The 22360-nt window shown below is 69.5% G+C and carries 27 protein-coding genes; 15 read left to right on the top strand and 12 right to left on the bottom strand.

The features are described from left to right. Positions 1 to 14: 14 nt before the first annotated feature. From pstS to FNH05_RS05715, 3 genes are all read right to left on the bottom strand, one after another. Complete coding sequence (pstS, locus tag FNH05_RS05725) at positions 15 to 1139, bottom strand: phosphate ABC transporter substrate-binding protein PstS (protein ID WP_144586221.1); 1125 nt, start codon at positions 1137 to 1139, stop codon at positions 15 to 17. A 213-nt stretch (positions 1140 to 1352) separates the two neighbouring features. Continuing rightward, a complete protein-coding gene (gene mshD / locus FNH05_RS05720; protein ID WP_144586214.1) occupies positions 1353 to 2270 on the bottom strand; it encodes a mycothiol synthase in 918 nt (305 codons plus the stop codon). A gap of 34 nt (positions 2271 to 2304) precedes the next feature. Continuing rightward, positions 2305 to 3057: a winged helix-turn-helix transcriptional regulator gene (locus FNH05_RS05715; RefSeq protein WP_144586213.1), complete on the bottom strand. Its 753-nt coding sequence runs from the start codon at positions 3055 to 3057 to the stop codon at positions 2305 to 2307. A 155-nt stretch (positions 3058 to 3212) separates the two neighbouring features. Between FNH05_RS05715 and FNH05_RS05710 the strand changes: the two genes are divergently transcribed. The 8 genes from FNH05_RS05710 (at position 3213) to FNH05_RS05675 (ending at position 8734) form a co-directional block, all read left to right on the top strand. Beyond that, positions 3213 to 4091, top strand: coding sequence for an LmeA family phospholipid-binding protein (locus FNH05_RS05710; RefSeq protein ID WP_186382402.1), 879 nt, complete (start codon positions 3213 to 3215; stop codon positions 4089 to 4091). A gap of 5 nt (positions 4092 to 4096) precedes the next feature. Next, on the top strand, positions 4097 to 4543 hold the full coding sequence (locus FNH05_RS05705) for a TlpA family protein disulfide reductase (protein WP_144586212.1): 447 nt from the start codon (positions 4097 to 4099) through the stop codon (positions 4541 to 4543). A gap of 206 nt (positions 4544 to 4749) precedes the next feature. Then, positions 4750 to 5193 (top strand): DUF4395 domain-containing protein, encoded by a 444-nt coding sequence (locus FNH05_RS05700; RefSeq protein ID WP_144586211.1) that lies wholly within the window; start codon positions 4750 to 4752, stop codon positions 5191 to 5193. Between the two features lie 54 nt (positions 5194 to 5247). Continuing rightward, a complete protein-coding gene (locus FNH05_RS05695) occupies positions 5248 to 6084 on the top strand; it encodes a sulfurtransferase (protein WP_144586210.1) in 837 nt (278 codons plus the stop codon). A 2-nt stretch (positions 6085 to 6086) separates the two neighbouring features. After that, positions 6087 to 6395: a DUF1416 domain-containing protein gene (locus FNH05_RS05690; RefSeq protein ID WP_144586209.1), complete on the top strand. Its 309-nt coding sequence runs from the start codon at positions 6087 to 6089 to the stop codon at positions 6393 to 6395. Positions 6396 to 6654: 259 nt separating this feature from the next. Then, positions 6655 to 7269 (top strand): heme-binding beta-barrel domain-containing protein, encoded by a 615-nt coding sequence (locus FNH05_RS05685; RefSeq protein WP_144586208.1) that lies wholly within the window; start codon positions 6655 to 6657, stop codon positions 7267 to 7269. 5 nt (positions 7270 to 7274) lie between these two features. After that, positions 7275 to 7886: a 5-oxoprolinase subunit PxpB gene (gene pxpB / locus FNH05_RS05680; protein WP_144586207.1), complete on the top strand. Its 612-nt coding sequence runs from the start codon at positions 7275 to 7277 to the stop codon at positions 7884 to 7886. Beyond that, positions 7883 to 8734 carry a 5-oxoprolinase subunit C family protein gene (locus FNH05_RS05675; protein WP_144586206.1) on the top strand — a complete coding sequence of 284 codons (852 nt, stop codon included), beginning with the start codon at positions 7883 to 7885 and terminating at the stop codon, positions 8732 to 8734. The genes pxpB and FNH05_RS05675 overlap by 4 nt, the downstream gene beginning before the upstream one ends. Here the strand turns inward: FNH05_RS05675 and FNH05_RS05670 are convergent. Further along, on the bottom strand, positions 8725 to 9573 hold the full coding sequence (locus FNH05_RS05670; protein ID WP_144586205.1) for an aminodeoxychorismate lyase: 849 nt from the start codon (positions 9571 to 9573) through the stop codon (positions 8725 to 8727). The genes FNH05_RS05675 and FNH05_RS05670 overlap by 10 nt on opposite strands. Positions 9574 to 9604: 31 nt before the next feature. Between FNH05_RS05670 and ygfZ the strand changes: the two genes are divergently transcribed. Beyond that, positions 9605 to 10732 (top strand): CAF17-like 4Fe-4S cluster assembly/insertion protein YgfZ, encoded by a 1128-nt coding sequence (gene ygfZ, locus FNH05_RS05665; RefSeq protein ID WP_144586204.1) that lies wholly within the window; start codon positions 9605 to 9607, stop codon positions 10730 to 10732. A gap of 59 nt (positions 10733 to 10791) precedes the next feature. Continuing rightward, positions 10792 to 11364: an RsiG family protein gene (locus tag FNH05_RS05660; RefSeq protein WP_144586203.1), complete on the top strand. Its 573-nt coding sequence runs from the start codon at positions 10792 to 10794 to the stop codon at positions 11362 to 11364. Positions 11365 to 11369: 5 nt separating this feature from the next. Here FNH05_RS05660 and FNH05_RS05655 read toward each other — a convergent pair whose 3' ends face one another. Beyond that, entirely contained in the window at positions 11370 to 12263 is an 894-nt protein-coding gene (locus FNH05_RS05655; protein WP_144586202.1) for a DUF8083 family protein, read from the bottom strand. A gap of 196 nt (positions 12264 to 12459) precedes the next feature. Between FNH05_RS05655 and FNH05_RS05650 the strand changes: the two genes are divergently transcribed. Then, positions 12460 to 12657 carry a DUF3073 domain-containing protein gene (locus FNH05_RS05650; protein WP_144586201.1) on the top strand — a complete coding sequence of 66 codons (198 nt, stop codon included), beginning with the start codon at positions 12460 to 12462 and terminating at the stop codon, positions 12655 to 12657. A 96-nt stretch (positions 12658 to 12753) separates the two neighbouring features. Further along, positions 12754 to 13614, top strand: coding sequence for a 3-hydroxybutyryl-CoA dehydrogenase (locus FNH05_RS05645; RefSeq protein ID WP_144586200.1), 861 nt, complete (start codon positions 12754 to 12756; stop codon positions 13612 to 13614). Between the two features lie 511 nt (positions 13615 to 14125). Here the strand turns inward: FNH05_RS05645 and arfB are convergent. The 7 genes from arfB to FNH05_RS05610 form a co-directional block, all read right to left on the bottom strand. Continuing rightward, a complete protein-coding gene (gene arfB, locus FNH05_RS05640) occupies positions 14126 to 14563 on the bottom strand; it encodes an alternative ribosome rescue aminoacyl-tRNA hydrolase ArfB (protein WP_144586199.1) in 438 nt (145 codons plus the stop codon). Beyond that, complete coding sequence (gene purM / locus FNH05_RS05635; RefSeq protein ID WP_144586198.1) at positions 14544 to 15614, bottom strand: phosphoribosylformylglycinamidine cyclo-ligase; 1071 nt, start codon at positions 15612 to 15614, stop codon at positions 14544 to 14546. Before purM ends, arfB begins: the two co-directional genes overlap by 20 nt. Positions 15615 to 15644: 30 nt before the next feature. Beyond that, positions 15645 to 17204, bottom strand: a complete 1560-nt coding sequence (gene purF, locus FNH05_RS05630; protein ID WP_186382401.1) for an amidophosphoribosyltransferase — start codon at positions 17202 to 17204, stop codon at positions 15645 to 15647. A gap of 108 nt (positions 17205 to 17312) precedes the next feature. Next, a complete protein-coding gene (locus FNH05_RS05625) occupies positions 17313 to 17654 on the bottom strand; it encodes a hypothetical protein (protein ID WP_246127552.1) in 342 nt (113 codons plus the stop codon). Between the two features lie 13 nt (positions 17655 to 17667). Next, positions 17668 to 17907 carry a DUF397 domain-containing protein gene (locus FNH05_RS05620; RefSeq protein WP_144586195.1) on the bottom strand — a complete coding sequence of 80 codons (240 nt, stop codon included), beginning with the start codon at positions 17905 to 17907 and terminating at the stop codon, positions 17668 to 17670. A gap of 226 nt (positions 17908 to 18133) precedes the next feature. Next, entirely contained in the window at positions 18134 to 19012 is an 879-nt protein-coding gene (locus FNH05_RS05615) for a helix-turn-helix domain-containing protein (RefSeq protein WP_144586194.1), read from the bottom strand. A gap of 137 nt (positions 19013 to 19149) precedes the next feature. Next, positions 19150 to 19530, bottom strand: a complete 381-nt coding sequence (locus tag FNH05_RS05610) for a sterol carrier family protein (RefSeq protein ID WP_144586193.1) — start codon at positions 19528 to 19530, stop codon at positions 19150 to 19152. A gap of 55 nt (positions 19531 to 19585) precedes the next feature. Between FNH05_RS05610 and FNH05_RS05605 the strand changes: the two genes are divergently transcribed. The 3 genes from FNH05_RS05605 (at position 19586) to FNH05_RS05595 (ending at position 22271) form a co-directional block, all read left to right on the top strand. Beyond that, the gene (locus tag FNH05_RS05605) at positions 19586 to 20209 is read left to right on the top strand and encodes a type VII secretion system-associated protein (RefSeq protein WP_144586192.1); all 624 of its coding nucleotides are present in this window, start codon (positions 19586 to 19588) and stop codon (positions 20207 to 20209) included. 95 nt (positions 20210 to 20304) lie between these two features. Further along, complete coding sequence (locus FNH05_RS05600; protein ID WP_144586191.1) at positions 20305 to 21204, top strand: lysozyme; 900 nt, start codon at positions 20305 to 20307, stop codon at positions 21202 to 21204. A gap of 185 nt (positions 21205 to 21389) precedes the next feature. Further along, positions 21390 to 22271 (top strand): lysozyme, encoded by an 882-nt coding sequence (locus FNH05_RS05595; RefSeq protein ID WP_144586190.1) that lies wholly within the window; start codon positions 21390 to 21392, stop codon positions 22269 to 22271. Positions 22272 to 22360: the final 89 nt, after the last annotated feature.

The raw sequence follows: 22360 nt of genomic DNA, 5'->3' as shown, positions 1-22360 counted from the left end.
ACTGAACTCCAGCCTCAGGAGATCGCGTTGACCGCGGTCAGCACCTTGTCCTGCAGGCTCTGCGGCAGCGGCACGAAGCCCTTGTCCGCGATCGGCTGCTGGGCGGTGGTGGCGGCGGTGGTCAGGAAGGCCTTGACCGCCTTCGCGGTGTCCGCGTCGTAGCCCTTCGAGCAGACGATCTCGTAGGTGGCCAGCAGCAGCGGGTAGGCGCCCGGGGTGTTGCTGGCGTAGATCTTGTCGAGGTCCATGGCCAGGTCGTTGGTGCCGGGGGTCTTGAAGGCCGCCGCGTCGAGCGCCTTGGCGACGTTCTGCGGGGTGAGCTCGACACCGCCCGAACCGCTGTTCAGCTTGGCGGCGGTCAGGCCGTCCTTGACGTAGGAGGACTCGACGTAGCCGATGGCACCGTCGGCGCCGCGGATGCCCGAGGCGACACCGTTGGAACCGGAGGCACCGTTGCCGACGCCGCCCTTGAAGGCCTTGCCGGTGCCCTGGGTCCAGGCACCCTTGCCGGCCGCGGCCAGGTAGTGCTGGAAGTTGTCGGTGGTGCCCGACTCGTCGGAGCGGGAGAACACCTGGATCGGCTTGGCGGGCAGGTTGACGCCCGGGTTGGCGGCGACCAGCGCCGGGTCGTTCCAGGTCTTGATCTGGCCGTTGAAGATCTTGGCGGCGAGTTCGCCGGTCAGGGTCAGGTTGGTGACGCCGTCCAGCTTGTAGGCGATGGCGACCGGGCCGACGACCATCGGCAGGTTCCAGGCCGGGCTGCCGGCGCAGCGCGCCTTGGCGGCGTCGGCGTCGGCACCGCTGATCGGGGAGTCCGAACCACCGAAGTCGACCTGCTTGGCGTTGAACTGCTTCACGCCCGCGCCGGAGCCCGTGGCGTTGTAGTTGACGACCTGGCCCGCGCACGCCTTCGCGTACTGCTGGGCGAAGATGTCCATCGCGGTCTTCTGGGCGGTGGAGCCCTCACCGGAAAGCGGCGACTTGCCCCCGCACTGGACGTTCGCCGTGCCCGTGGCCGCGCTGGCCGCACCCGACGTGCTGGTGCCGGTGTTGGACGCCGGGTCCGAGCCACAGGCGGCCAGCGCGAGAGCCGCGCTGGCCACGATGCCGACCGCACCCATCGGCCGCATGATCTTCACTGTCATGTCCTCCGAGCTATGTGAGCTTTCCGAAACCGGACACTAGGCAGACAGGGTGGACACACGGCCGGATCTGGGTTAACGAGAGGTGAACAAGAGCACCTTTTCCACGTGGCCTTCTTCACCCGAAGGGTTGTCGTGTCCTCGCTGTGACCTGCGGGTTTGCGATCCGTGATGGTACGGCGTCAATCGGTTAACGCAGCGAAACAACGATTACAGAGAGTATTGGACGTCGGTGGCGAATCGGGTGAACCCGAGACGCGAGTAGACCGCCAGTGCGGGGGCGTTGTCGCCCTCGACGTACAGGATGACCTGCCCGAGGCCGCGCTCACGCAGGTGACGCAGCCCGGCGAGGGTCAGTGCCTTGCCCAGTCCCCCGCCCTGCGCGCCGGGATCCACCCCGACCACGTACACCTCGCCGACCTCCTCGCCGCCGAACTGCTTCGGATCGGCGGGGTGCACCTTCGTCCAGTGGAAGCCGAGCAGCGTCCCGTCACGTTCCGCGAGGAAGAACCCGGCCGGATCGAACCAGTTCTCGCGCTCGGTCGCGCGCAGCTCCTCTTCGGTGAGGCTGCCCTGCTCGGGATGCCAGTCGAAGGCGCGGGCATTGACGGCCACCACGGCCTGTTCGTCCTGGCCCGGCACGAAGGTGCGCAGGGACACGCCCTCGGGCAGGGCGGGTTCGGGCCAGTCCGCCCCCGCCACCGGGACGTGCAGCACGAGCAGTTCGCGGACCCTGCGCAGACCGGCTCGCCCGGCGATCCGCGCCGCCGCCGGATGGTCCCCGTGCGCCCAGAAGCGCAGCTTGTCCTCGCCCGCGCTCACGCCGGACCGGGCGGCAACGGCGGCGACGAGCGCCGTTCCGACACCCCGGCGGCGCAGATCCGGCCGGACGATCACCTCGGCCACCTGGCGGCCGAAGGAGTCCCCGGCGGTGTCCAGATGCGCGTAACCGGCCAGGACGCCCTCGTCGCGGGCGAGAAGGTGCGGACCGGAGGCGAACTCGCCGGGTAACGGCCCCTCGGCGGACACCTCGGGGCGGCCGTCCACCACGCGCGCCGCGAGCAGCAGCTCGCGCACGTCGCGGGTGGTTGCCTCGTCCAGTTCCTCTGCCCACACCAGGTTCAGCACGGGTTCGAAGGTACCCGCCCGATCGGTGAGCGGGTCAGTAAGTGGAGAGCTCGCTGGGCAGGTCGGCGCTGTCGAAGGAGAGCGAGCCGGCGCCCGGCTTGGCGTTGCCCTTGGCGGGCCGCTCGAACTTGTAGCCGACGTTGCGGACGGTGCCGATCATCTGCTCGTGCTCCGGGCCGAGCTTGGCGCGCAACCGCCGGACGTGCACGTCCACCGTGCGGGTGCCGCCGAAGAAGTCGTAGCCCCAGACCTCCTGCAGCAGCTGGGCTCGGGTGAACACCCGGCCCGCGTGCTGGGCGAGGTACTTGAGCAGTTCGAACTCCTTGTAGGTGAGTTCGAGGGTGCGGCGGCGCAGGCGCGCGGTGTAGGTGGCCTCGTCGATCACCAGCTCGCCGACCCGCAGTTCGGCGTCGACCTGGGTCGACCCGCCGTCGCGGGTGGTGGCCAGGCGCAGCCGGGCGTCCACCTCGGCCGGGCCCGCGGTGGGCAGCAGGATGTCGTCGGTGCGCCATTCGGCGCTCACCGCCACGAGACCGCCCTCGCCGACCACGGCGATGATCGGGGTGCTCGCCTCGTCCTCGCCGGTGCCCTTGAGCAGGCGGCACAGGCTCTTCGCGGAGGCGAGGTCGGTGCGGGCGTCCAGTAGGATGACGTCCCGGTGCCCGGCGTCCAGCAGCGCGGTCACCTCGGGGGCACGCACGCGCACGGTGTGAGGTAAGAGGTCAAGGGCCGGCAGGACTGAGGTAGCCTCCGCCTCGGGAGTGAGTACGAGCAGGTCCAAGCTCATCGCCACCGCCTTTTCCGTGTTCGTAGCCGCGAGCCCCCCTGGCCGGTGTTTAGTAAGAGTAACCGGCGAACACTGGAAACACCTCCCCCGTGCCGTGCTCGTCACAGTGACGTCACACTGGGGACCAAGGACTTCCGACAGATCGGATACGAACAGTGAGCAGGCCTGCGACCGAGGACCGGACCGCTTCCCCCCACCCGGCGAACCGCCGTGGCCGGCGCGCCCGGCGGATCGTCATCAGCCTCGTCGTGCTGGCCGGCGTCCTGGTCGCGGCGGATTTCGGGCTCGCGGCCTACGCCGAGCACACGGTGTCCCAGAAGGCACGGCAGCAACTGGGCCTGACCGACGACCCCTCGGTCACCATCCACGGCTTCCCGTTCACCACCCAGGCGATCGGCGGTGACTACCGGCACATCTCGCTGTCTGCCTCGGGCGTGCCCATCAAGGACCTCAAGGACGTCGGCGTCAACGCCGAGCTGACCGACGTGGCCGCGCCGCTGTCGGACCTGGTGAACGGGAACACGAGCGCGATCACGATCGGCAAACTGTCCGCCCAGGTCACCATCAAGGCCAGCGACATCGCCAAGATCGACCCGCTGACCAAGATCGAGGACCTTCGGATCGAGCCGTCGAGCATCGAGTACGTGCAGACCGGACAGGACCTGACGTCGGCGAAGGACGGTGCCACCGCCCGCGCCGAAACGCAGGACAAGTCGAAGGCCGGGATCCGGGTCTCCGGCAATGTCGAGATCGGCGGTCAGAAGATCGAGATCTTCTGCTTCGCCATGATCGAGCTGCACGGGACGACGATCCAGATCATCCCCGCGCGCCTGCAGTACGGGAATGACAAGGAGACCACCGTTGTTCCCCAGGCTGTGCAGAAGGCCTTGCTGCCCAATTTCAAGGCGACCATCGACACCGGGAAGCTCCCCTTCGCGGTGACGCCGACGGCAGTGGTTGTCAACAGCGGTTCCGTCACCATCAAGGGCGAGGCCGAGAACGTACAGTTCAGCAGGATGGCTTCGGGAGGGTGAAACGGATGACCGGCTTGTGGGTCGTGGCGGGCGTGGTGGTGCTCGGGCTGTTCGCGGGGGCGCTGCGGTACGCCCGCGAGGGCCGGATCCGGGCCGCGAAGAAGTCCAAGCGCGCCCTGCCCGCGCCGGTGGCCGAGGTCATCGACCCGGCGGGCCGGGTCACTCTCGTCCAGGTCTCCGCCTCGTTCTGTGCCCCGTGCCGCCACGCGAAGGCGGTGCTCGCGCCACTGGCCGGGCGCACGGAGGGACTGACCCACGTCGAGCTCGACGTGACCGATCAGCCGGAGGTGGCGCGGGCGCTGGGCGTGCTGCGCACCCCGACCACCATCGCCTTCACCCCCGACGGCACGGAACTGCTGCGCGTCAGCGGCGTGCCGAAGGGCGAGGAGGTACTGGCGGCACTCGGCGAGCACCTGCCCGCCGCCGATAGCCCCGCCACTCGTCTCACCTGATGAACGTGGTTCCCACGAACAGGGAACCCTGGGTAGGCTGAATGCCGTGGACAGGCTGCCCATCACCTTGCTGACGCAACGCCGCGCGGTCGATTTCTGCCGCGTGCGCAGCAGCCTGTGTCTGGACTGACGGGTCCGTTCCGTTCGTCCATTCCCTTTTCCCTCAGTGACGTGTTTTTTCGCGCGCGTCTGACCGGGGAGGTCACATGTCAGCAGGACCCGCAGTCGATCCGCGAGGTCCCCGTTTCGCCGCGGTGGTGACCGCGGTGGTGCTCGCCGTCGTGCTGGTCACCGGGTGGTGGCCGCTGCTCGCGGCACAGACCGTGGTGTTCGCTATCGGCGCCTTCGTCGGGCTCCGGCCCGCCCCGTACTCGGTGCTCTACCGGGTACTCGTGGCACCGAGGCTGGCGCCGGCCACCGAGCGCGAGGACGCCGCCCCGCTGCGGTTCGCCCAGACCGTCGGGTTCGTGTTCGCGCTCGTCGGCACCGTCGGCTACGTCTCCGGCGCGACCGTGCTCGGTGTCGTCGCGACCGCGTTCGCATTGCTCGCCGCCTTCCTCAACGCGGCGTTCAACTTCTGCCTCGGCTGCGAGATGTACCTGCTGATCCGCCGGGTCGTGCCGAGTGCGGGCGAGGCTCCCCAGTCCTGAATCCGGACATCCCCCAAGAAGCCAGCTGGAACAAGGAAGAGAGTGCCACCGACCATGAGCCGTGAAGACGTCCTCGTGACGACGCAGTGGGCCGAGGAAAACCTGGACACCCCCGGCGTGGTCTTCGCCGAGGTGGACGAGGACGTGTCCGCCTACGACGGCGGCCACATCCGCGGCGCCGTGAAGATCGACTGGAAGAGCGAGCTGCAGGACCCGGTGCGCCGCGATTTCGTGGACAAGGCCGGTTTCGAGGCTCTGCTGTCGGAGAAGGGCATCGGCAACGACGACCTGGTGATCCTCTACGGCGGCAACAACAACTGGTTCGCCGCCTACGCGTACTGGTACTTCAAAGTCTACGGGCACGACAACGTCAAGCTGCTCGACGGCGGCCGCAAGAAGTGGGAGCTCGACGGCCGTGAGCTGAGCACGGACGAGGTCAAGCGCGAGCGCACCACCTACGTCGCCAAGGAGCCCGACACCTCGATCCGCGCCTTCCGCGACGAGGTGATCGACGCCATCGGCACCAAGAACCTGATCGACGTCCGCTCGCCCGACGAGTTCTCCGGCAAGCTCATGGCGCCCGCGCACCTGCCGCAGGAGCAGGCGCAGCGCGCCGGGCACATCCCGACCGCGCTGAGCGTGCCGTGGGCCAAGACCGCCAACGAGGACGGCACCTTCAAGAGCAACGAGGAGCTCAAGGAGCTCTACGACGGGGCCGGCCTGGAGAGCGGCAAGGCGACCATCGCCTACTGCCGCATCGGCGAGCGGTCGAGCCACTCCTGGTTCGCCCTGCACGAGCTGCTCGGGCTCGAAGACGTGAAGAACTACGACGGATCGTGGACCGAATACGGCTCGCTCGTGGGCGTGCCGATCGAGACGGGAGCTAAGTGATCATGAGTGCAGACGGTTGCGGCGCACCGGTGCAGACGGCCACTCCGGCCGACCTGGACACCCGCGGCGAGGTCGTGGTGGCGGGCAAGGTGACCGGCGGCGACGGCCCGCTGGGCGGCGCCTACGTGCGCCTGCTCAACGGCGACGGCGACTTCGCCGGTGAGGTGCAGGCCTCCCCCGAAGGTGACTTCCGCTTCTACGCGGCCCCCGGTTCCTGGACGGTGCGTGCCCTGCACCGTGCGGGCAAGGGCGAGGCCTCGGTGACCGCCGAAGGCCCCGGCCTCCACCAGCTGACCATCGCGGTCGCGTAAGGGACTCGACAGCGGGGGACCTTTGCTGCGAATGATTCGCGGCGAAGGTCCCCCGCTGCTGTGTTGTGGGCGGCCGAACGTGGGCTACGCGGCATTTCGGGACTGGGCGGGGTCGGACCCGGCGGCCGGGAGCTATCCTGCACGCGTGGAGATCCTGTTTACGACGCTGCTGGTCATCGCGGCCGTCGCCATCCTCTGGTTCACGTTCTACGTCGTCTACCGGCTCTACGCCGACCAGCGCTGAGGTAGTACCGAAGCGATGAGCAGCGGCGACGACGCCATCCAGGCGGCGGAGCGGCGGGCGGAGAGCACGCGGAGTCTGAACCTGCCGCAGTTCGACGACCTGCCGATCCCAGTCGACACGGCCAACCTTCGCGAGGGCGCGAACCTCAACGACGCCTGCCTGGCGCTGCTTCCGCTGGTCGGGGTGTGGCGCGGCGAGGGCGAGGTCGTCTATCCGACGATGGACAAGCCGGTCAGGTTCGGCCAGCAGCTGACCATCGCGCACGACGGCAGACCGTTCCTCCTCCACGAGGCCCGGTCCTGGCTGCTCGACGACGAAGGCAACGTCCTCCGGCCCGCGGCCCGCGAGGTGGGCTGGTGGCGCCCGCAGGCCGACGACACCATCGAACTGCTCCTGGCGCATTCCAGCGGCATCATGGAGATCTTCTACGGCAAGCCGCGCAACCAGACGTCCTGGGAGCTGGGCACCGACGCGGTGGTCCGCACGGCCAGCGCCAAGGAGGTCACCGGCGCGCAGCGGCTCTACGGCCTGGTGAACAACGGCGACCTCGCCTACGTCGAGGAGCGCGCGATGGTCGGCCACGAACTGCAGCCGCACGTTTCCGCCTATCTCCGCCGCGTCGTCGGCTGACGAACTTGCGCTGGCTGCCGTGCGGCGCGGACGCGGTGCTGATCGAATGCGCTTCGATCGAGGAGACGAGCGCGGTCCGCGCCACGGTGACCGCGGCGGACCTGCCGGACGTGCTCGAGGTGGTACCGGGTGCCCGCACGGTGCTCGTGGTGACACGCCCCGGGGCGCGGGTGCTCGCCCGGGTCCGTGACCTCGTGGAGGGCGCCGACCTCGATCACCCGCCCAGTGCCGAGCCATGCCTGGTCACCCTGGACGTCCACTACGACGGGGACGATCTCGACCTGGTCGCCCGCACCGCGGGCCGGTCCGTTGACGAGGTCGTCGAACTGCACACCGGTGCCGAGTACACCGTCGCCTTCACCGGTTTCGCACCGGGATTCGCCTATCTGACCGGGTTGCCCGAGCCCCTGCGGCAGCCCCGCCTGGTGACGCCGCGGACGCGGGTGCCCGCCGGTTCGGTCGGGCTGGGCGGCGAGTTCACCGGGGTCTACCCGCGATCTTCGCCCGGGGGGTGGCGCCTGCTCGGGCACACCACCGCGGTGCTGTTCGACACGCGCGCCGAGCGGCCGGCGCTCCTGTCGCCCGGCGACCGGGTGCGGTTCCGGAGGGCGGGATGAGGTCGATCGAGGTACTGGCCCCCGGGCCCTCGTCGCTGATCCAGGATCTCGGCAGGCCCGGGTACGCCCATCTCGGGGTGCCGCCGTCGGGTGCGCTCGACGGGCCCGCGCTGGTACTGGCCAACCGCCTGGTCGGCAACGCGGCGTCCGCGGCCGGCGTCGAGTCGCTGCTCGGCGGGCTGAGCCTGCGAGCGCGGTGTTCCTGCACCATCGCGGTGACCGGTCCGCCCGTGCTGGTCACGCTGGACGGGCGGCCGGTGGGCTCGCACGTTCCGGTGCACCTCGCCGAGGGACGGACGTTGACCATCGGCACGCCGGAGACCGGGTTGCGCTGCTATCTGGCGGTGTCCGGCGGGGTAGCGGTGGAACCGGAGCTCGGCAGCCGGTCGCGCGACGTGCTGTCCGGTATCGGCCCCGCCCCGCTGGCGCCGGGAGACGTCCTCCCGCTGGGCTCACCGCAGGGTGTTCCGGTCGGTGAAGACGAACTCGCCCCACTCTCGCCCGCCCGGGAGTTCGAGGTGCCGGTGCTGCTCGGCCCGCGGGACGACTGGTTCGCCGAGCCCGCCTCGACGCTGGCCACGCGCTGGACGGTCACGTCCGAGTCGAACAGGGTCGGGCTGCGGCTGTCCGGGGAACCGCTGCGGCGCGTGCGGGACGGCGAACTGCCGAGCGAGGGCATCGTCACCGGGGCGATCCAGGTACCGCCCAGCGGGCTGCCGCTCGTCTTCCTCGCCGATCACCCGACCACCGGCGGTTATCCCGTGATCGGGGTGGTGGCACCGGCGGCGTTGCCCGCCCTCGCGCAGGCGCGCCCCGGAACCCGCGTCCGTTTCAGACCTCAGGCGTAGACGTTTTCGTACGCCTCGGCCAGTTCGGCGTGGATCTCGCTCGCGTCCCGCAACGGCTGTCCGTCGAGGGTGTGCACCCTGGTCAGCTTGCGGACCGAAGAGGCGAGGAACACGCCGTCGGCGGCGCGCAGGTCGTCGGCGTGCAGCGGCTCGATCTTGGTGCTCCAGCCCGCGCGCTCGGCGCCCCGGAACACCGCCGCCTGCGTGGTGCCGGGCAGGATGCCGATCGTGGCGGGGGGTGTAAGCAGCGTCCTGCCCTGGGCGATCACCACGTTCGACGTGGGGCCCTCCAGCACCGAACCGTCGGTCGCCAGGAAGATCACGTCGTTCGCGCCGCGCCGCGCGGCCTCGCGGCCCGCCGCCATGTTGATGCTGTACGACAGCGACTTCGCGCCGAGCAGCAGCCACGGCGAGCGTTCCGCGAGTCCGGGGTCGATCCCGCGCTCGAGCGTGACCACCGAAACCCCCTCGGCACGGGCTCGGGTCACCTTCTCGTCGATCGTCATGCCCAGCGCGAACGCGGTGGGGCGCGCCTCGGGGTCGCCCTCGACCCCCCGCGTGTAAACCAGTTTCAGCGCGAATTCGTGGCCACCGGGCCAGTTGTCGATCACCTGCGCGACCACGTGCTGCCAGGCCTCGTCGTCGGGCTCCGGCAGATCGAGCATCGACGCCGAGCGGGCGAGCCGGTCCAGATGGGGACGGAGCTCCCGGGGCTCGCCGTCGACGACGAGGATGGTTTCGAAGACGCCGTCACCGCGCATCAATCCCAGGTCGTCCACCCTGATGTGCGGGGTTTCGGGATTGGCGAGGGTGCCGTCAAGGAAGGCGAGTACGCGCATGAGCCCACGGTACTCACCTACGATGACGGATATGACCTACCAGTCGCCGCTGCTGGCCGCCCCCGGATCGATCGCGCCCGGTGAGGGCGTCGTGGAGCAGGGGGTTCCCTGGCATTGGGGCGATCCCTTCGCCGAGCAGCGCACCGCGTCCCGCGGGGTCGCGGTGGTCGACCGGTCGCACCGTGAGGTGCTCAAGGTGACCGGTCCCGAGCGGCTTTCCTGGTTGCACCTGGTGATTTCCCAGCACGTGACGGAACTGCCCGACGGTGCGGGCACGGAGGCGCTCGTCCTGGACAGCCAGGGCCACGTCGACACCCACATGGTGCTGGCGCACGTGGGCGAGGCCGTCTACCTCGACACCGATCCCGGTGCGCACGCCACCAGCGCACTGCCAAGGGGCGGCCCGCAGACCCTGCGCGAGTACCTGGAGGCGATGCGGTTCTGGTCGAAGGTGGAGATCGGCGATGTCACCGGTGACCTGGCCATCCTGACCCTGCTCGGGCCGGACGCCGACCGGATTCTGTCCGTTTTGGACATTGCGCTCGCCGCAACGCCCTACGCGGTGACCGGGTTCGAGGGCGGTTTCGCCCGCCGGATGCCCTGGCCCGGACGGTCCAGTGTGGACCTTGCGGTGCCGAGGGCGGAGCTGGCGGACTGGTGGCGGCGGATCACCGATGCCGGTGCCCGCCCGGCGGGCAGCTGGGCCTTCGACGCGCTGCGCGTCGAGTCGCTGCGACCCCGCCTCGGCGTGGACACCGACGAGCGCACCATCCCCCACGAGGTGAACTGGATCGGCAGTGCCGCGCACGTGGCCAAGGGGTGCTACCGCGGCCAGGAGACCGTGTCCAAGGTGTTCAACGTCGGCAGGCCGCCCCGCCGCATGCTGCTGCTGCACCTGGACGGCTCACCGGAGGTCTACCCCGAAACGGGGGACCCGGTGCGGCTGGGCGAGCGGATCGTCGGCCGTGTGGGCAGCGTCGCGCGCCACCACGAACTGGGTCCGGTGGCGCTGGCACTGATCAAACGATCGACTCCGATCGACGCGGAACTGCTCGCCGGCGACGACGATCGCGTCGTGCAGGCCGCGATCGATCCGGATTCGGTACCTGCGGAGGGGGCCGCGCCGGGGCGGATGGCGGCCGCCCGCCTGCGCGGCTGAACGGCGAACCCGGCGAACCCGGCCTAGCGCGCCGGGGTGGGATGGAGCAGGATGTCCGCGTGATCGAAGTCCGGCCCGGTGGACGCCGCCGCATCGACCGCGTCCTGGACCCCGGCTACGTCGAAGCCCTCGCCGAGCTGTCCCTCGGTGAGCTGCGCGAGCGGCGGGACGAGGCCGCCCAGGAAGAGACCGACCTGTCGTACCTGCGCCGGCTCCTGCACGTCCGGATCGACATCGTGCGCGCGGAGCAGCAGCGCCGCAGCACCGGCGGGCAGACGAGCATCGTGGACCAGTTGGCCACCATCCTGTCCGACAACACCCTGCGTCCAGCCCGCGGTTCCGGGCGGCATCAGGCGCTGGAGCCGTCGCGGGCTGGTGAGCACCGGCGGCAGGCGGAGGCGCTGGCGGGCAACATCGATCTGACCGACGTCGGTTCCCTCAGCGACGCGAAGCTGGACGCGACCCTGCACGACTACGTCGAGGAGGAGGCGTCGGTGTCCGCGCGGCGCCGCGAGGTGCAGGCCGTGGTGGACCTGCTCAACGCCGAGATCGCCACCCGCTACGCCAGCGGCACCGCGTCCGTGGACGAGCTGCTCGCCGCCGAACGCGCCCGCGACGACGAAGATCGATAGGTGTCCTAGTTCGCGTGCTCCATGGCGGCCAGTTCGCTCCAGTACTCCCGCAGGGCGCTGAACAGCTCGGCGATCTGCTCGACGTCCCCCGCCCGCAGCGCCTCCAGGATGGCGTGCACCTCTTCGGCCGAGGCGTCCGATTCGAGGACCGGATCATCGATCAGCTGCACGAGCCCGCCGTAGTCGAGTTCCACCGCCGAGGCCGGGTCGAAGTTGGCCAGCCACTGTTCGGTTTCCGCGAGGATCCGGGTGGGGCCGGAGTCCCCGAGGGTGTTCTCGATGAGTTCGCGGGCCTCGGCCGCGCGCGCCAGCGCGTCGGGCATGGCGACCCGCCATGACAGCTCGCGGTCCGGGTCGTCACGCCCGGTGCCCAGGTGCAGCCGCCGCTGTGCCGGGTCGACCAGGGCGAACCACGGCAGCGGGACCGTCCAGGTGGTGGACAGCACGTGCACGGCCGCGCGGTTGAGCTCGCTCAGCGCCGCACTGGCGCGGGAACGCACCGCTTCGGCGCTGACCCCGCCCGCCTCGAGCACGGTGGCCCGCAGGGCGGGTGGCGCCTCCCCGAGGAAGCTGACGAGTGCGGCCGCCGAGCGGGCGCGCACCTCCAGCGGGCAGATCAGCGGTCCCGGGCCCACCTCGCCCGGCACGTCGGCCGGATCCAGCACGAGGAAGTCGGTGCCGGTGCCGGGGACGGCCCGGCCGTCGGGGAGCTCTGCGGGCAGCAGCCGGGCCGGAGCCGAGGTCTGTGATTTGAGCCACAGCCGCTGTTCGCGCTCGCCGACGGTCGCCCGGGTCAGCTGAACGGCCTCGATCGCCTTTCGTAGCTGGTCAGCGGGTGTTTCGCGGAAAGCGGACAGGGGCTCATACACCCGCAGGTAGGCCACGAACGGTCGAAGCACAGTTGAATCGTGGCACGTCGGGTCGCACCGGGGGGCGAGACGGGCGGCACGGTGAGAGAGATGCTCGCCACGAGAGGAGATGCCACGTCGCATTCTCCCCCTCGGACAAGGTACGGTGTGGACAGGAAATAGTTGTCGAACATGCGGGGCCGCCGTTTCCCCCGGCCGCCCCGTCCCTGTGCGAGGGGGTCGAGCCATGGGGCGCGGCCGGGCTAAGGCCAAGCAGACGAAGGTGGCGCGAGAGCTCAAATACAGCACTCACGACACTGACTTCGATGCTTTGCAGCGCGAGCTGTCAGGTAAATCCTCTCAGAACTCCCACGACGAGGACGAGTTCAAGGACCCGTACGCGATCGAGGACGACGACGAGGACTACGACGACTACCGTCGTTGACGCCGACGAAGCACGAGGGCGGGGTCCGGGGAGATTCCGGACCCCGCCCTCGTTCCTCGTCGTGCTCCGGGCTCACCGGAACTGAAGGAGTGTGCGATGGCGGACATCCAGCGCGTCGGCGTGATCGGCGCCGGACTGATGGGCTCGGGAATCGCGGAGGTGCACGCGAGAGCGGGCATCGACGTGGTCGTCACCGAGGTCAGCCAGCCGGCCCTGGACGCCGGACGAGCCCGGATCGAGAAGTCGCTGCAGCGCGGTGTCCGCGCGGGCAAGCTGACCGAGGCCGACGCCGAGGCGGCTCTGAAGCGGCTGACGTTCACCACCGACCTCTCCGCCTTCGCCGACCGTGATCTCGTCATCGAGGCCATCCTCGAGCAGGAGCAGGCCAAGGTCGAGGTCTTCCGGTCGCTGGACAAGGTCGTCGAACGCGAGGACGCGATCTTCGCCTCGAACACCTCGTCCATCCCGATCATGAAGCTGGGGATGGCGACCCGCCGTCCCGCGCAGGTGATCGGCATCCACTTCTTCAACCCGGTCCCGGTGCTGCCGCTGGTCGAGCTGGTGCCTTCGCTGCTGACCGGCGAGGAGACGATCGCCCGCGCCGAAGCGCACGCCACCGAGGTGCTCGGCAAGACCGTCATCCGCTCGCAGGACCGCGCCGGGTTCATCGTGAACGCGCTGCTGGTCCCGTACCTGCTCTCGGCGATCCGCATGATCGAGTCCGGGTTCGCCTCGGCGGAGGACATCGACCGCGGGATGGAACTGGGCACCGCGCACCCGATGGGACCGCTGCGCTTGTCCGACCTGATCGGTCTCGACACGATCAAGGCGATCGCCGAGTCGATGTACGAGGAGTTCAAGGAGCCGCTGTACTCGCCGCCGCCGCTGCTGCTGCGCATGGTCGATGCCGGGCTGCTCGGCAAGAAGAGCGGGCGGGGCTTCTACTCCTACGCCTGAGCCCGGCCCTGCCCGGGCATGAGCACGGTGCTGCGGGCGGTCCGCCGTTCTGGCCCCCAGAGTGGGGGCCCCCTTCGCTGAACCGTCGCCTGCGGGCTTGGCGAGCGGTCCCTGGGCCGACCCCGGGTCGATGTTCTGGGTGAGCGCGGAATAGGGCCTGATGATGCCGTACCCGTAATGCGGATCGGGCAGCTGCGCCCCTTGGAGCCGTCCGCCATGCCGTCTCCGGCAACACCCGGTGGCGCTGCCCACCCGATGGCGAAACAGGATTCCGGGGGCTTTCCGATCATCCTCGCGGCAGGGGGCGGTCTGCTTCTGCTCGTGCTGATCATCGTGGTGGTCGTACTGGTGAGCCGGAGCCGCCGCCGCGCCGTTGCCCTCCCGAGCCACCCGGGTCCCGGATTCCCGCCGTACGGTGGTGCACCCGGGTACCCACCACAGCCGCCGTACCAGAACCCGTATCAGCGAGGCGGAAACCAGCAGCGCTGAGGGGCGGTGACGAGGCCGCCGATCAGTCGTCGTAGCTGCCGCGGCGGCCACGTTTGACGTCGCCGCGGCGCTTCTTCTCCGCCAGGCGCCGTTCCTTCGCACCCCGCGTGGGTTTCGTCGGGCGCCGCTTCGGCGGGGGCGGCGCCGCCGCCTCCCGGAGCACCGCCACCAGCCGCGCCCGCGCGGCCTCGCGGTTCGCCAGTTGCGCACGATGCTCACTCGCGGCGATGGTCAGCACGCCACCGGTGAGCCGGGACGCCAGCCGGGCCAGCAGGCGCGGGCGCAGATCGTCCGGGATCGCCGGTGACGTCGCCACGTCGAAGGACAGTTCGACGCGCGAGTCCGTGGTGTTCACGCCCTGGCCGCCGGGACCGGACGACCGGGAAAACCGCTCACGCAGTTCCCCGGCCGGGATGACCAGGCGGCGCGTGACGGCGAGATCAGAACCGGGGGTGGTCACCGGACAGCACCGCGCGTGGTCCCTCGGTGTCGTCGGTGGCACGGACCTCGCCCAGGATCCAAGCCGGGACATGCCGCGCGGTGAGCACGGCGAGCGCCCGGTCGGCGTCCTCGGGACTGACCACCGCGACCATGCCGACGCCCATGTTGAACGTCTTCTCCATCTCGGCCCGCGCGACCTTGCCGCGCTGCGCGATCAGGGCGAACACCGGCGCCGGGGTCCAGCTGCCGCGTGCGAGGTCGGCGCGCAGTCCGGCGGGAAGCACGCGCGCCAGATTCGCCTCCAGGCCACCGCCCGTGATGTGGGCGAAGGTGCGCACTTCGGCCTCGGCGGCGAGCGCGAGGCAGTCCTTCGCGTAGATGCGCGTCGGTTCGAGCATTTCCTCGCCGAGGGTGCGGCCGAACTCCTCGACATGGCCTTCCAGCGGCATGCGGGCGATGTCCAGCAGCACGTGCCGAGCCAGCGAGTAGCCGTTGGAGTGCAGTCCGGAGGAACCCATGGCGAGTACCACGTCACCGGGCCGCACCCGTTCCGGGCCGAGCAGTTCGGAGGCTTCCACCACGCCGATGCCGGTGGCGGACAGGTCGTAGTCGTGTTCGCCCATCAGACCGGGGTGCTCGGCGGTCTCCCCGCCCAGCAGCGCGCAGCCCGCCTGGACGCAGCCCTCGGCGATGCCGCCGACCAGCTCCGCGATCCGCTCCGGCACCACCTTGCCGACCGCGATGTAGTCCTGCAGGAACAGCGGCTCCGCGCCGGTGACGACCAGGTCGTCGACCACCATGGCCACCAGGTCGATGCCCACGGTGTCGTGCTTGTCCAGCGCCTGCGCGACCGCGATCTTGGTGCCGACCCCGTCGGTGGACGAGGCGAGCACCGGCTCCTTCCACCGGTCCAGCTTCAGGGAGAACAATCCGGCGAACCCGCCGACGCCGCCGAGTACCTCCGGCCTGCTCGCCCGCGCGGCGTGCGGCTTGAGCAGCTCGACGGCTTGGTCACCGGCGTCGATGTCGACCCCGGCGGCGGCGTACGTGGCGTTCGTGGACTCGCTCACGGCAAGCGGACTCCAGACTGGTCTTGAGGCTCAGGGACGCCGGACGGCGTCCCCAGCACCGTACCCGGCCTGGCTGACGGTCAGGGAAGGTGCGGTGCTCCCCGCGCCGTTGTCCATGCTCTCCAGCAGATGCTTGCCGATCAGCGCGTCCTCGGGCAGCGGGATCGGGTAGTGGCCGTCGAAGCAGGCCGTGCACAGCCGGGTCTTCGGCTGTTCGGACGCCGCGACCAGGCCTTCGAGTGAGACGTAGCTCAGCGAGTCGGCACCGATGAGCCGCCGGATGCCTTCCAGATCGGCCCCGTTGGCCACCAGTTCGGCCCGCGACGCGAAGTCGATGCCGTAGAAGCACGGCCAGCGCACCGGCGGCGACGCGATCCGCACGTGGACCTCCAGCGCACCGGCCTCGCGGAGCATGCGCACCAGCGCGCGCTGGGTGTTGCCGCGCACGATCGAGTCGTCGACCACGACCAGCCGCTTGCCGCGGATCACCTCGCGCAGCGGGTTGAGCTTGAGGCGGATGCCGAGCTGCCGGATGGTCTGCGATGGCTGGATGAAGGTGCGCCCGACGTAGGCGTTCTTGACCAGGCCCTGGCCGTACGGGATGCCGGAGGCCTGCGCGTAACCGATCGCGGCCGGGGTGCCCGACTCGGGCACCGGGATCACCAGGTCGGCCTCGACCGGGCTCTCCTGCGCGAGCCGTTTGCCGATCTCCACCCGGGTGGCGTGCACGCTGCGGCCCGCGATGGCGGTGTCGGGACGGGCGAGGTAGACGTACTCGAACACGCAGCCCTTGGGTTGGGGATTGGCGAACCGCGAGGAACGCAGCCCCTCCGCGTCGATCGCGATGAGCTCACCGGCTTCGACCTCACGGACGAAGGAGGCGCCGATGATGTCGAGGGCCGCGGTCTCACTGGCGATCACCCAGCCGCGTTCGAGCCTGCCCAGCACCAGCGGGTGCACACCGTGGGGGTCACGGGCCGCGTAGAGGGTGTTCTCGTCGGAGAAGACGAGGCAGAACGCGCCACGGAGGGTGGGCAGCAGTTCGAGCGCCGCGGCCTCGATGCCCTTGTCCGCGGCGGAGGCGGCGAGCAGTCCGCAGACCAGGTCGGAGTCGCTGGACGAGCCGGTCAAGCCGGCGTGCGGCTTGAGCCCGGCTTCCAGCGTGCGGTCGCGCAGTTCGGCCGTGTTGACCAGGTTTCCGTTGTGCGCGAGGGAAAGCCCGCTGCCGGTGTCCGTGGTGCGGAAGGTGGGCTGGGCGTTTTCCCAGGTCGAGGAGCCGGTGGTGGAGTACCGGCAGTGCCCGACGGCGATGTGGCCCTGCAACGACGAGAGCACCTGCTCGTCGAAGACCTGACTGACCAGGCCGAGGTCCTTGAAGACCACGATCTGCTTGCCGTCGGACACGGAGATACCGGCGGCTTCCTGCCCCCGGTGCTGAAGTGCGTACAGGCCGTAGTAGGCCATCTTTGCGACTTCTTCGCCTGGTGCCCAGACACCGAAGACGCCGCATTCCTCACGCGGTTCGGACTCGGGCTGGTCGTGCGCGATGTGGTCGGAAACCACGAAAGTGCTCCCTGGAGACGAGGGCATGCCACTCATCAGTGTAGGTGGCACTGGGCCGGACGCGACGGTCTGCGGACGTGACCTTTCGCTCCTTCTCCCCGCCTCCAGGGCACTCACTCCGCCCGGTCGCACGTTTCAGCCGGTCGCGGCCAGCCACTTCGCGCGGCCGTGCTCACCCGGAACCCAGCAGCCGTGCACCCGGCCAGAGACCGCGTACGCGTCGTCGGGGAGGGTGAGCAGGTCGTCGAGGACCCGTCGTGCCGTGCCCTGGCTGCGCCAGAGCACGCGCCGCGGGGCCAGGACGTCGGCCTCGTCGCCGGGGAGCCGGAGAGCGATCGCGTCGTCCTCGGCCTCGAGCCGGATCATGTCGACGACCGAGTCGTGCACCCGGATCCCGACGACCGCGACGATCCGGCCCTGGGCGTCGCGCGGGTGCAGGAACTGGTACCCGCGCTCGATGAGGTCGGCCAGCCGCATGTCGAGACGCTGTTCATCCGAGCACATCGTCGAAGTCGCCGTCCTTCGCGCCGGCTACGAACGCGGCCATCTCGTCCCGCGTGTAGACGAGTGCCGGGCCGGAGGGGAACCGTGAGTTGCGGACGGCGATCTCGCCCGTGGGCAGCGAGGCGAGTTCCACACAGTTGCCGAGGGCGCCGCTGCGGGCGCTCTTGCGCCAGGCGACGCCGGTGAGCAGGTCCGCAGGCAGGCCGTTTTCGATTCGTCCGGTCATGGTTGTCCTCGCCTTCCCCGATGCTTACGCGAGAGTGGCAGTGCAGATGCACGTGCATTTGCACTGTAGTCGGGAAATTACCAGGAGTGCCGATGCAAGGAAAATGCGCGGCATTATGCCGGTGCGTAGCGTGTTTGTCCTGCTCAGCGGGTGGCTCTTCGATCGAGTGAACCGCTTCCCTGTTCGGACCGCCGCGGTCGTGACGGAGAGTCGCGGCAGCGGGTCGTTACAGCTCGGCCAGGCGCTTGATGAGCATTTGCCTACTTCGATCGGGTGTTTCTGCGTCGACCGTCAGCCGGTCGAAGGCCCGGCCGTACAGCTCGAGCTCGTCGGCCTTCTCCAGGTAGGACGCGCCGTTGAGATGTTCCAGGTAAGCGATGTTCGGCAGCTCCGGCTCGGCGAACTGCAGCAGGGAGAAAGCGCTCTCGGCGGCGAAGCCGGACAGGTCGAACGGCACGATCTGGACCGAGATGTTCGGCAGCTTGATCAGGTCGAGCAGGTGCTCGAGCTGCCCCTTGAGCACCGCGACCCCGCCGACGGGCCGGTGTAGCACCGCCTCGTCGAGCACCGCCCACAGCCGCGGCGGTTTCGCCCCGGTCAGCAGCTTCTGCCTGCGCATCCGTACCGCGACGCGGCTCTCCGCCCTCGGATCCTCGTTGTCGGGATTGCCCCGGCTCACCACCGCGCGTGCGTAGGCCTCGGTCTGCAGCAACCCCGGCACGAACATCAGCTCGTAGGTCCGGATCCGGGTGGCCGCCTCCTCCAGTCCGATGTAGTTGTCGAACCAGCCGGGCAGCGTGTCCCCGAAGCGGTGCCACCAGCCGGGCTGGTTGCCCTGCTTGACCATCTGCCGGGCCCAGTCGCGGGTCGCCTCGTCGTGCACCCCGTACATGGTCAGCAGGTCGGCGACGTCGCGTTCCTTGCAGCCGACGCGGCCGAGCTCCATCCGGCTGATCTTGGACTCCGAGGCGCGGATCTCCCAGGCCGCCTGGGCGCGAGTGATGCCGGCGTCCTCACGGAACCGGCGCAACTGGGTGCCGAGGATCATCCGTCGTGCGGTCGGGCCGGTGCCCTGCTCCGGCTCGGCAGAGTCGGCCAAAGCCATCGGGAGGACCTTCCTCAAGTCGTGGCTGGGATCGGTGGGAAAGAAATCACCCGATTACCGAAGGTACACCGCGACGGGGTGCGGCCATAGGTACCGGGCGCGCTCGCCGCACCTTTCGGAGGGCGGGGCCGCCGGGCTCAGACGCGCACGATCGGGAGCCAGTGGGACAGGTCGGCTCGGCTGCCGGAGGCCGAAACCCGGCCCGCCGCGAGCGCGTCGGTCCACTGTAGACGGCCGGTGGCCAGTTCGAGCCAGGTCTTCGGATCGGTCTCGATCACGTTGGGAGGAGTGCCGCGCGTATGCCTCGGCCCCTCGACGCACTGCACGGCGGCGAAGGGCGGGACCCGCACCTCCACGCTTCGACCGGGTGCGGTCGAGGCAAGGGCGCGTAGGCTGAGCCGCACGGCCGCGGCCAGTGCCGCGCGCGGCGGTTTCTCCCCTTCTCCGCTCAACCACGCCGAGGTCGCCTCGACCGCGGCACGTAACTCTGCGGGGTTGACCGAACGCGAAGTGGGCATGGGGGAACAGTAGAGTGAACGTCAGTACTGAGGCACGCGAGACGTGGGGTTGAACATGGCGCAGCGGGACGAAGCGGACCGGCTCGTACCGAGTCCCCAGGCCGGCGGGAGACTGGGCAAGCCCAAGATCACCGACGAGATGCGCGCCAACGCCAGGGCCAACCCGAACAGCTGGCTCTACGTGATCGACGAGGCGTTCGATCCCAACGGCCCGGTGCCGTCGTGGGCCGTGGTGGGTGCCTACCCGGTCAACGCCGCGGGCCACATCGTCGAGGACTTCCACCCCAACGACCGTTACCGCCCTTCGCCGAAGGCGTTGGGCTTTCCCGAACCCGCCAACGAACTGGAGCGGTTGCTGCAGCTGGTCCGCACCCAGCACCGCCCCGCCGAGGACCTGCCGCCGGTGATCCTCAACGCCACGCTGTTCGTCTACGCCATGTCCCCGCTGCAGCGCACGGTGATCGGGTTCCACAACACGGACGGCCGGGTGATGGTGCCCGCCTACACCTCGAAGAGCCTGGTGCCGCGGGAATGGCCGCACGCCAGGGCCGTGCTCGGCCGCGACATCGTTCCCCTGCTGGCGGGCCATCCGGTGACGATCAATCCGCACGACGTGGTCACCGCGGTGGTGCCCGCCGAGCATCTGGAACAGGCGCTGGCGGCCGAAGGGCGCCGCTGATCAGCCATCCCGGCTGCTTCTCGGCGAAGATCACTCCCAAGGGTGATCATCGACTCGCACATCGTGGCGGCTGACGGCATCGTGACTTCCCGAGGATGGGAGTCGCCGTGCGTCGTTGGAACGTCAAGCTACGCCGCAGTGGCGTGGCGATCTGCCTTTCGGGCTGCCTGACCAGTGCCCTGCTGGGCCTCGCGCCGACCGCGGCCGCCGCCGGCCGGGGCGCGGCGGACTACAGCCTGGCGGACTCGACTTTCGCGGGTTCGCAGATCGCCCGGTTCGAGGGTGTGGTCCCGGTGCCCATCGGCGGCACGGCCCGCTCCGATCGCTCCGATGGCTCCGGACTGGCCAAGGCCGACCGGGGCGGCGATCTCCTCGGGCACGACGTGAGCGGCCACCAGGGCGACGTGGACTGGCAGGCCGCCTGGCGTGACGGCGGCCGCTTTGTCTACGTCAAGGCCACCGAGGGCAACGGGTTCATCAACCCGCGTTTCACCCAGCAGTACAACGGTTCCTACCAGGTCGGCATGATTCGTGGTGCCTACCATTTCGCCCGGCCGGACGTCTCCGGTGGTGCGAACCAGGCGAACTACTTCGTGGACCACGGCGGCGGCTGGTCGCCCGACGGCAGGACGCTTCCCGGCGCGCTCGACGCCGAGTACAACCCCTATGGCGATGCCTGTTACGGCATGGACCCCGTCCGGCTCAGCAACTGGCTCGCCGATTTCTCGAACACCTACAAGGCGCGCACCGGCCGATTCCCGATGATCTACACCTCCACCCGTTGGTGGAACAAATGCACCGGAAGCAACGCGGGATTCGGCGGGAACAACCCGCTGTGGGTCGCGCGTTACGCGCCCGAGATCGGTCCGCTGCCCGCGGGCTGGACCCGGGAAGCGATCTGGCAGTTCTCCGACCGCGGGGCGCTGCCCGGCGACCAGAACCGGTTCAACCAGGCTTTCGGGCGGCTGCGGGATGTCGCGAGGGCCACTTCCTGATGGTCTAGTCCATGCGGGGGACGACGAAAGTCGGATCTTCGGAAGCGACATGCGTAAATAACTCACCTGACGCCGAAATTTCACGGAATTCGGTGACAAGTCGCCCTGGGGTCATCAAGAATCACGCGCGGACGGCTCCCTGCAAACGGCCGTCCATCGCGAGGGCAACAGGAAGAGGTAACGCAATGTCGGTTTCACGAAGAAGATGGCGGCGGTTCGCCGCAGTTTTCGCCACCGCTTCCGTCGCGGTCCTGCTGGGAGGCATGACCAATCCGGCGGGCGCCGCCCCGAAGTCGATCGACGGGATGTCGATCGACCGGTATGTGGCCACCCACGATCACCCGATGGGTTCGCAGATCCGCCGTGTCGAGGGAGACGGGTCCACCCCCGACAGCCGGGCGCGGGCACGGATGCCGCAGGGGCTGAATGCCGACGGGCTGGCCGCCACCGCCACGGTGGCCGGTATCGACGTCAGCGGCTATCAGGGCAACGTCGACTGGAGCGGTTACTGGGCGGACGGCATCAGGTTCGCCTACGTGAAGGCCACGGAGAGCACCACCTACACCAACCCGTATTTCACCCAGCAGTACAACGGTTCCTACAACGTCGGGATGATCCGCGGTGCCTACCACTTCGCGACCCCCGACACGTCGAGCGGAGCCACGCAGGCGGAGTACTTCGTGAGCCATGGGGGCGGCTGGTCGGCGGACGGGAAAACCCTTCCTGGCGCGCTGGACATGGAATACAACCCGTACGGTGCGACCTGCTACGGGTTGTCGCAGAGCGCGATGACCGCCTGGATCAAGGACTTCAGCGACACCTACCACTCGCTGACCAACAAGTACCCGACGATCTACACCAGCACCAACTGGTGGAGCCAGTGCGTCAGCGGGGACTTCAGCTCGACCAACCCGCTGTGGGTTGCCCGGTACGCCTCGACGGTGGGCACGCTGCCCTACAACTGGAGCTACTACACGTTCTGGCAGTACAGCTCCAGTCCCATCGACCAGGACACCTTCAACGGTGCGTACGACCGGCTGGTCGCACTCGCCACCAACCACGACTGAGCCGACCGGTCCGAAGAGGGGCTCCCGCCTTCCCGGCGGGAGCCCCTCGCCTGAACCGCCGTCGAGGGGGCAGAATTCGGCCCGAAGCG

Source organism: Amycolatopsis rhizosphaerae (assembly GCF_007713715.1).
Lineage (GTDB): Bacteria > Actinomycetota > Actinomycetes > Mycobacteriales > Pseudonocardiaceae > Amycolatopsis_E > Amycolatopsis_E rhizosphaerae.
The sequence above is the reverse complement of the archived record's forward strand: the minus strand, read 5'-3'. Positions and strand labels throughout refer to the sequence as shown.

Bases quoted from the DNA above. Each gene is read 5' to 3' on its own strand.
- FNH05_RS05715 (WP_144586213.1), bottom strand. From the start codon at position 3,057: ATGAGCTTGGACCTGCTCGTACTCACTCCCGAGGCGGAGGCTACCTCA.
- FNH05_RS05705 (WP_144586212.1), top strand. From the start codon at position 4,097: ATGACCGGCTTGTGGGTCGTGGCGGGCGTGGTGGTGCTCGGGCTGTTC.
- FNH05_RS05700 (WP_144586211.1), top strand. From the start codon at position 4,750: ATGTCAGCAGGACCCGCAGTCGATCCGCGAGGTCCCCGTTTCGCCGCG.
- FNH05_RS05695 (WP_144586210.1), top strand. From the start codon at position 5,248: ATGAGCCGTGAAGACGTCCTCGTGACGACGCAGTGGGCCGAGGAAAAC.
- FNH05_RS05690 (WP_144586209.1), top strand. From the start codon at position 6,087: ATGAGTGCAGACGGTTGCGGCGCACCGGTGCAGACGGCCACTCCGGCC.
- FNH05_RS05685 (WP_144586208.1), top strand. From the start codon at position 6,655: ATGAGCAGCGGCGACGACGCCATCCAGGCGGCGGAGCGGCGGGCGGAG.
- FNH05_RS05675 (WP_144586206.1), top strand. From the start codon at position 7,883: ATGAGGTCGATCGAGGTACTGGCCCCCGGGCCCTCGTCGCTGATCCAG.
- FNH05_RS05670 (WP_144586205.1), bottom strand. From the start codon at position 9,573: ATGCGCGTACTCGCCTTCCTTGACGGCACCCTCGCCAATCCCGAAACC.
- ygfZ (WP_144586204.1), top strand. From the start codon at position 9,605: ATGACCTACCAGTCGCCGCTGCTGGCCGCCCCCGGATCGATCGCGCCC.
- FNH05_RS05650 (WP_144586201.1), top strand. From the start codon at position 12,460: ATGGGGCGCGGCCGGGCTAAGGCCAAGCAGACGAAGGTGGCGCGAGAG.
- FNH05_RS05645 (WP_144586200.1), top strand. From the start codon at position 12,754: ATGGCGGACATCCAGCGCGTCGGCGTGATCGGCGCCGGACTGATGGGC.
- purF (WP_186382401.1), bottom strand. From the start codon at position 17,204: ATGCCCTCGTCTCCAGGGAGCACTTTCGTGGTTTCCGACCACATCGCG.
- FNH05_RS05625 (WP_246127552.1), bottom strand. From the start codon at position 17,654: ATGCGGCTGGCCGACCTCATCGAGCGCGGGTACCAGTTCCTGCACCCG.
- FNH05_RS05620 (WP_144586195.1), bottom strand. From the start codon at position 17,907: ATGACCGGACGAATCGAAAACGGCCTGCCTGCGGACCTGCTCACCGGC.
- FNH05_RS05615 (WP_144586194.1), bottom strand. From the start codon at position 19,012: ATGGCTTTGGCCGACTCTGCCGAGCCGGAGCAGGGCACCGGCCCGACC.
- FNH05_RS05610 (WP_144586193.1), bottom strand. From the start codon at position 19,530: ATGCCCACTTCGCGTTCGGTCAACCCCGCAGAGTTACGTGCCGCGGTC.
- FNH05_RS05605 (WP_144586192.1), top strand. From the start codon at position 19,586: ATGGCGCAGCGGGACGAAGCGGACCGGCTCGTACCGAGTCCCCAGGCC.
- FNH05_RS05600 (WP_144586191.1), top strand. From the start codon at position 20,305: ATGGGAGTCGCCGTGCGTCGTTGGAACGTCAAGCTACGCCGCAGTGGC.
- FNH05_RS05595 (WP_144586190.1), top strand. From the start codon at position 21,390: ATGTCGGTTTCACGAAGAAGATGGCGGCGGTTCGCCGCAGTTTTCGCC.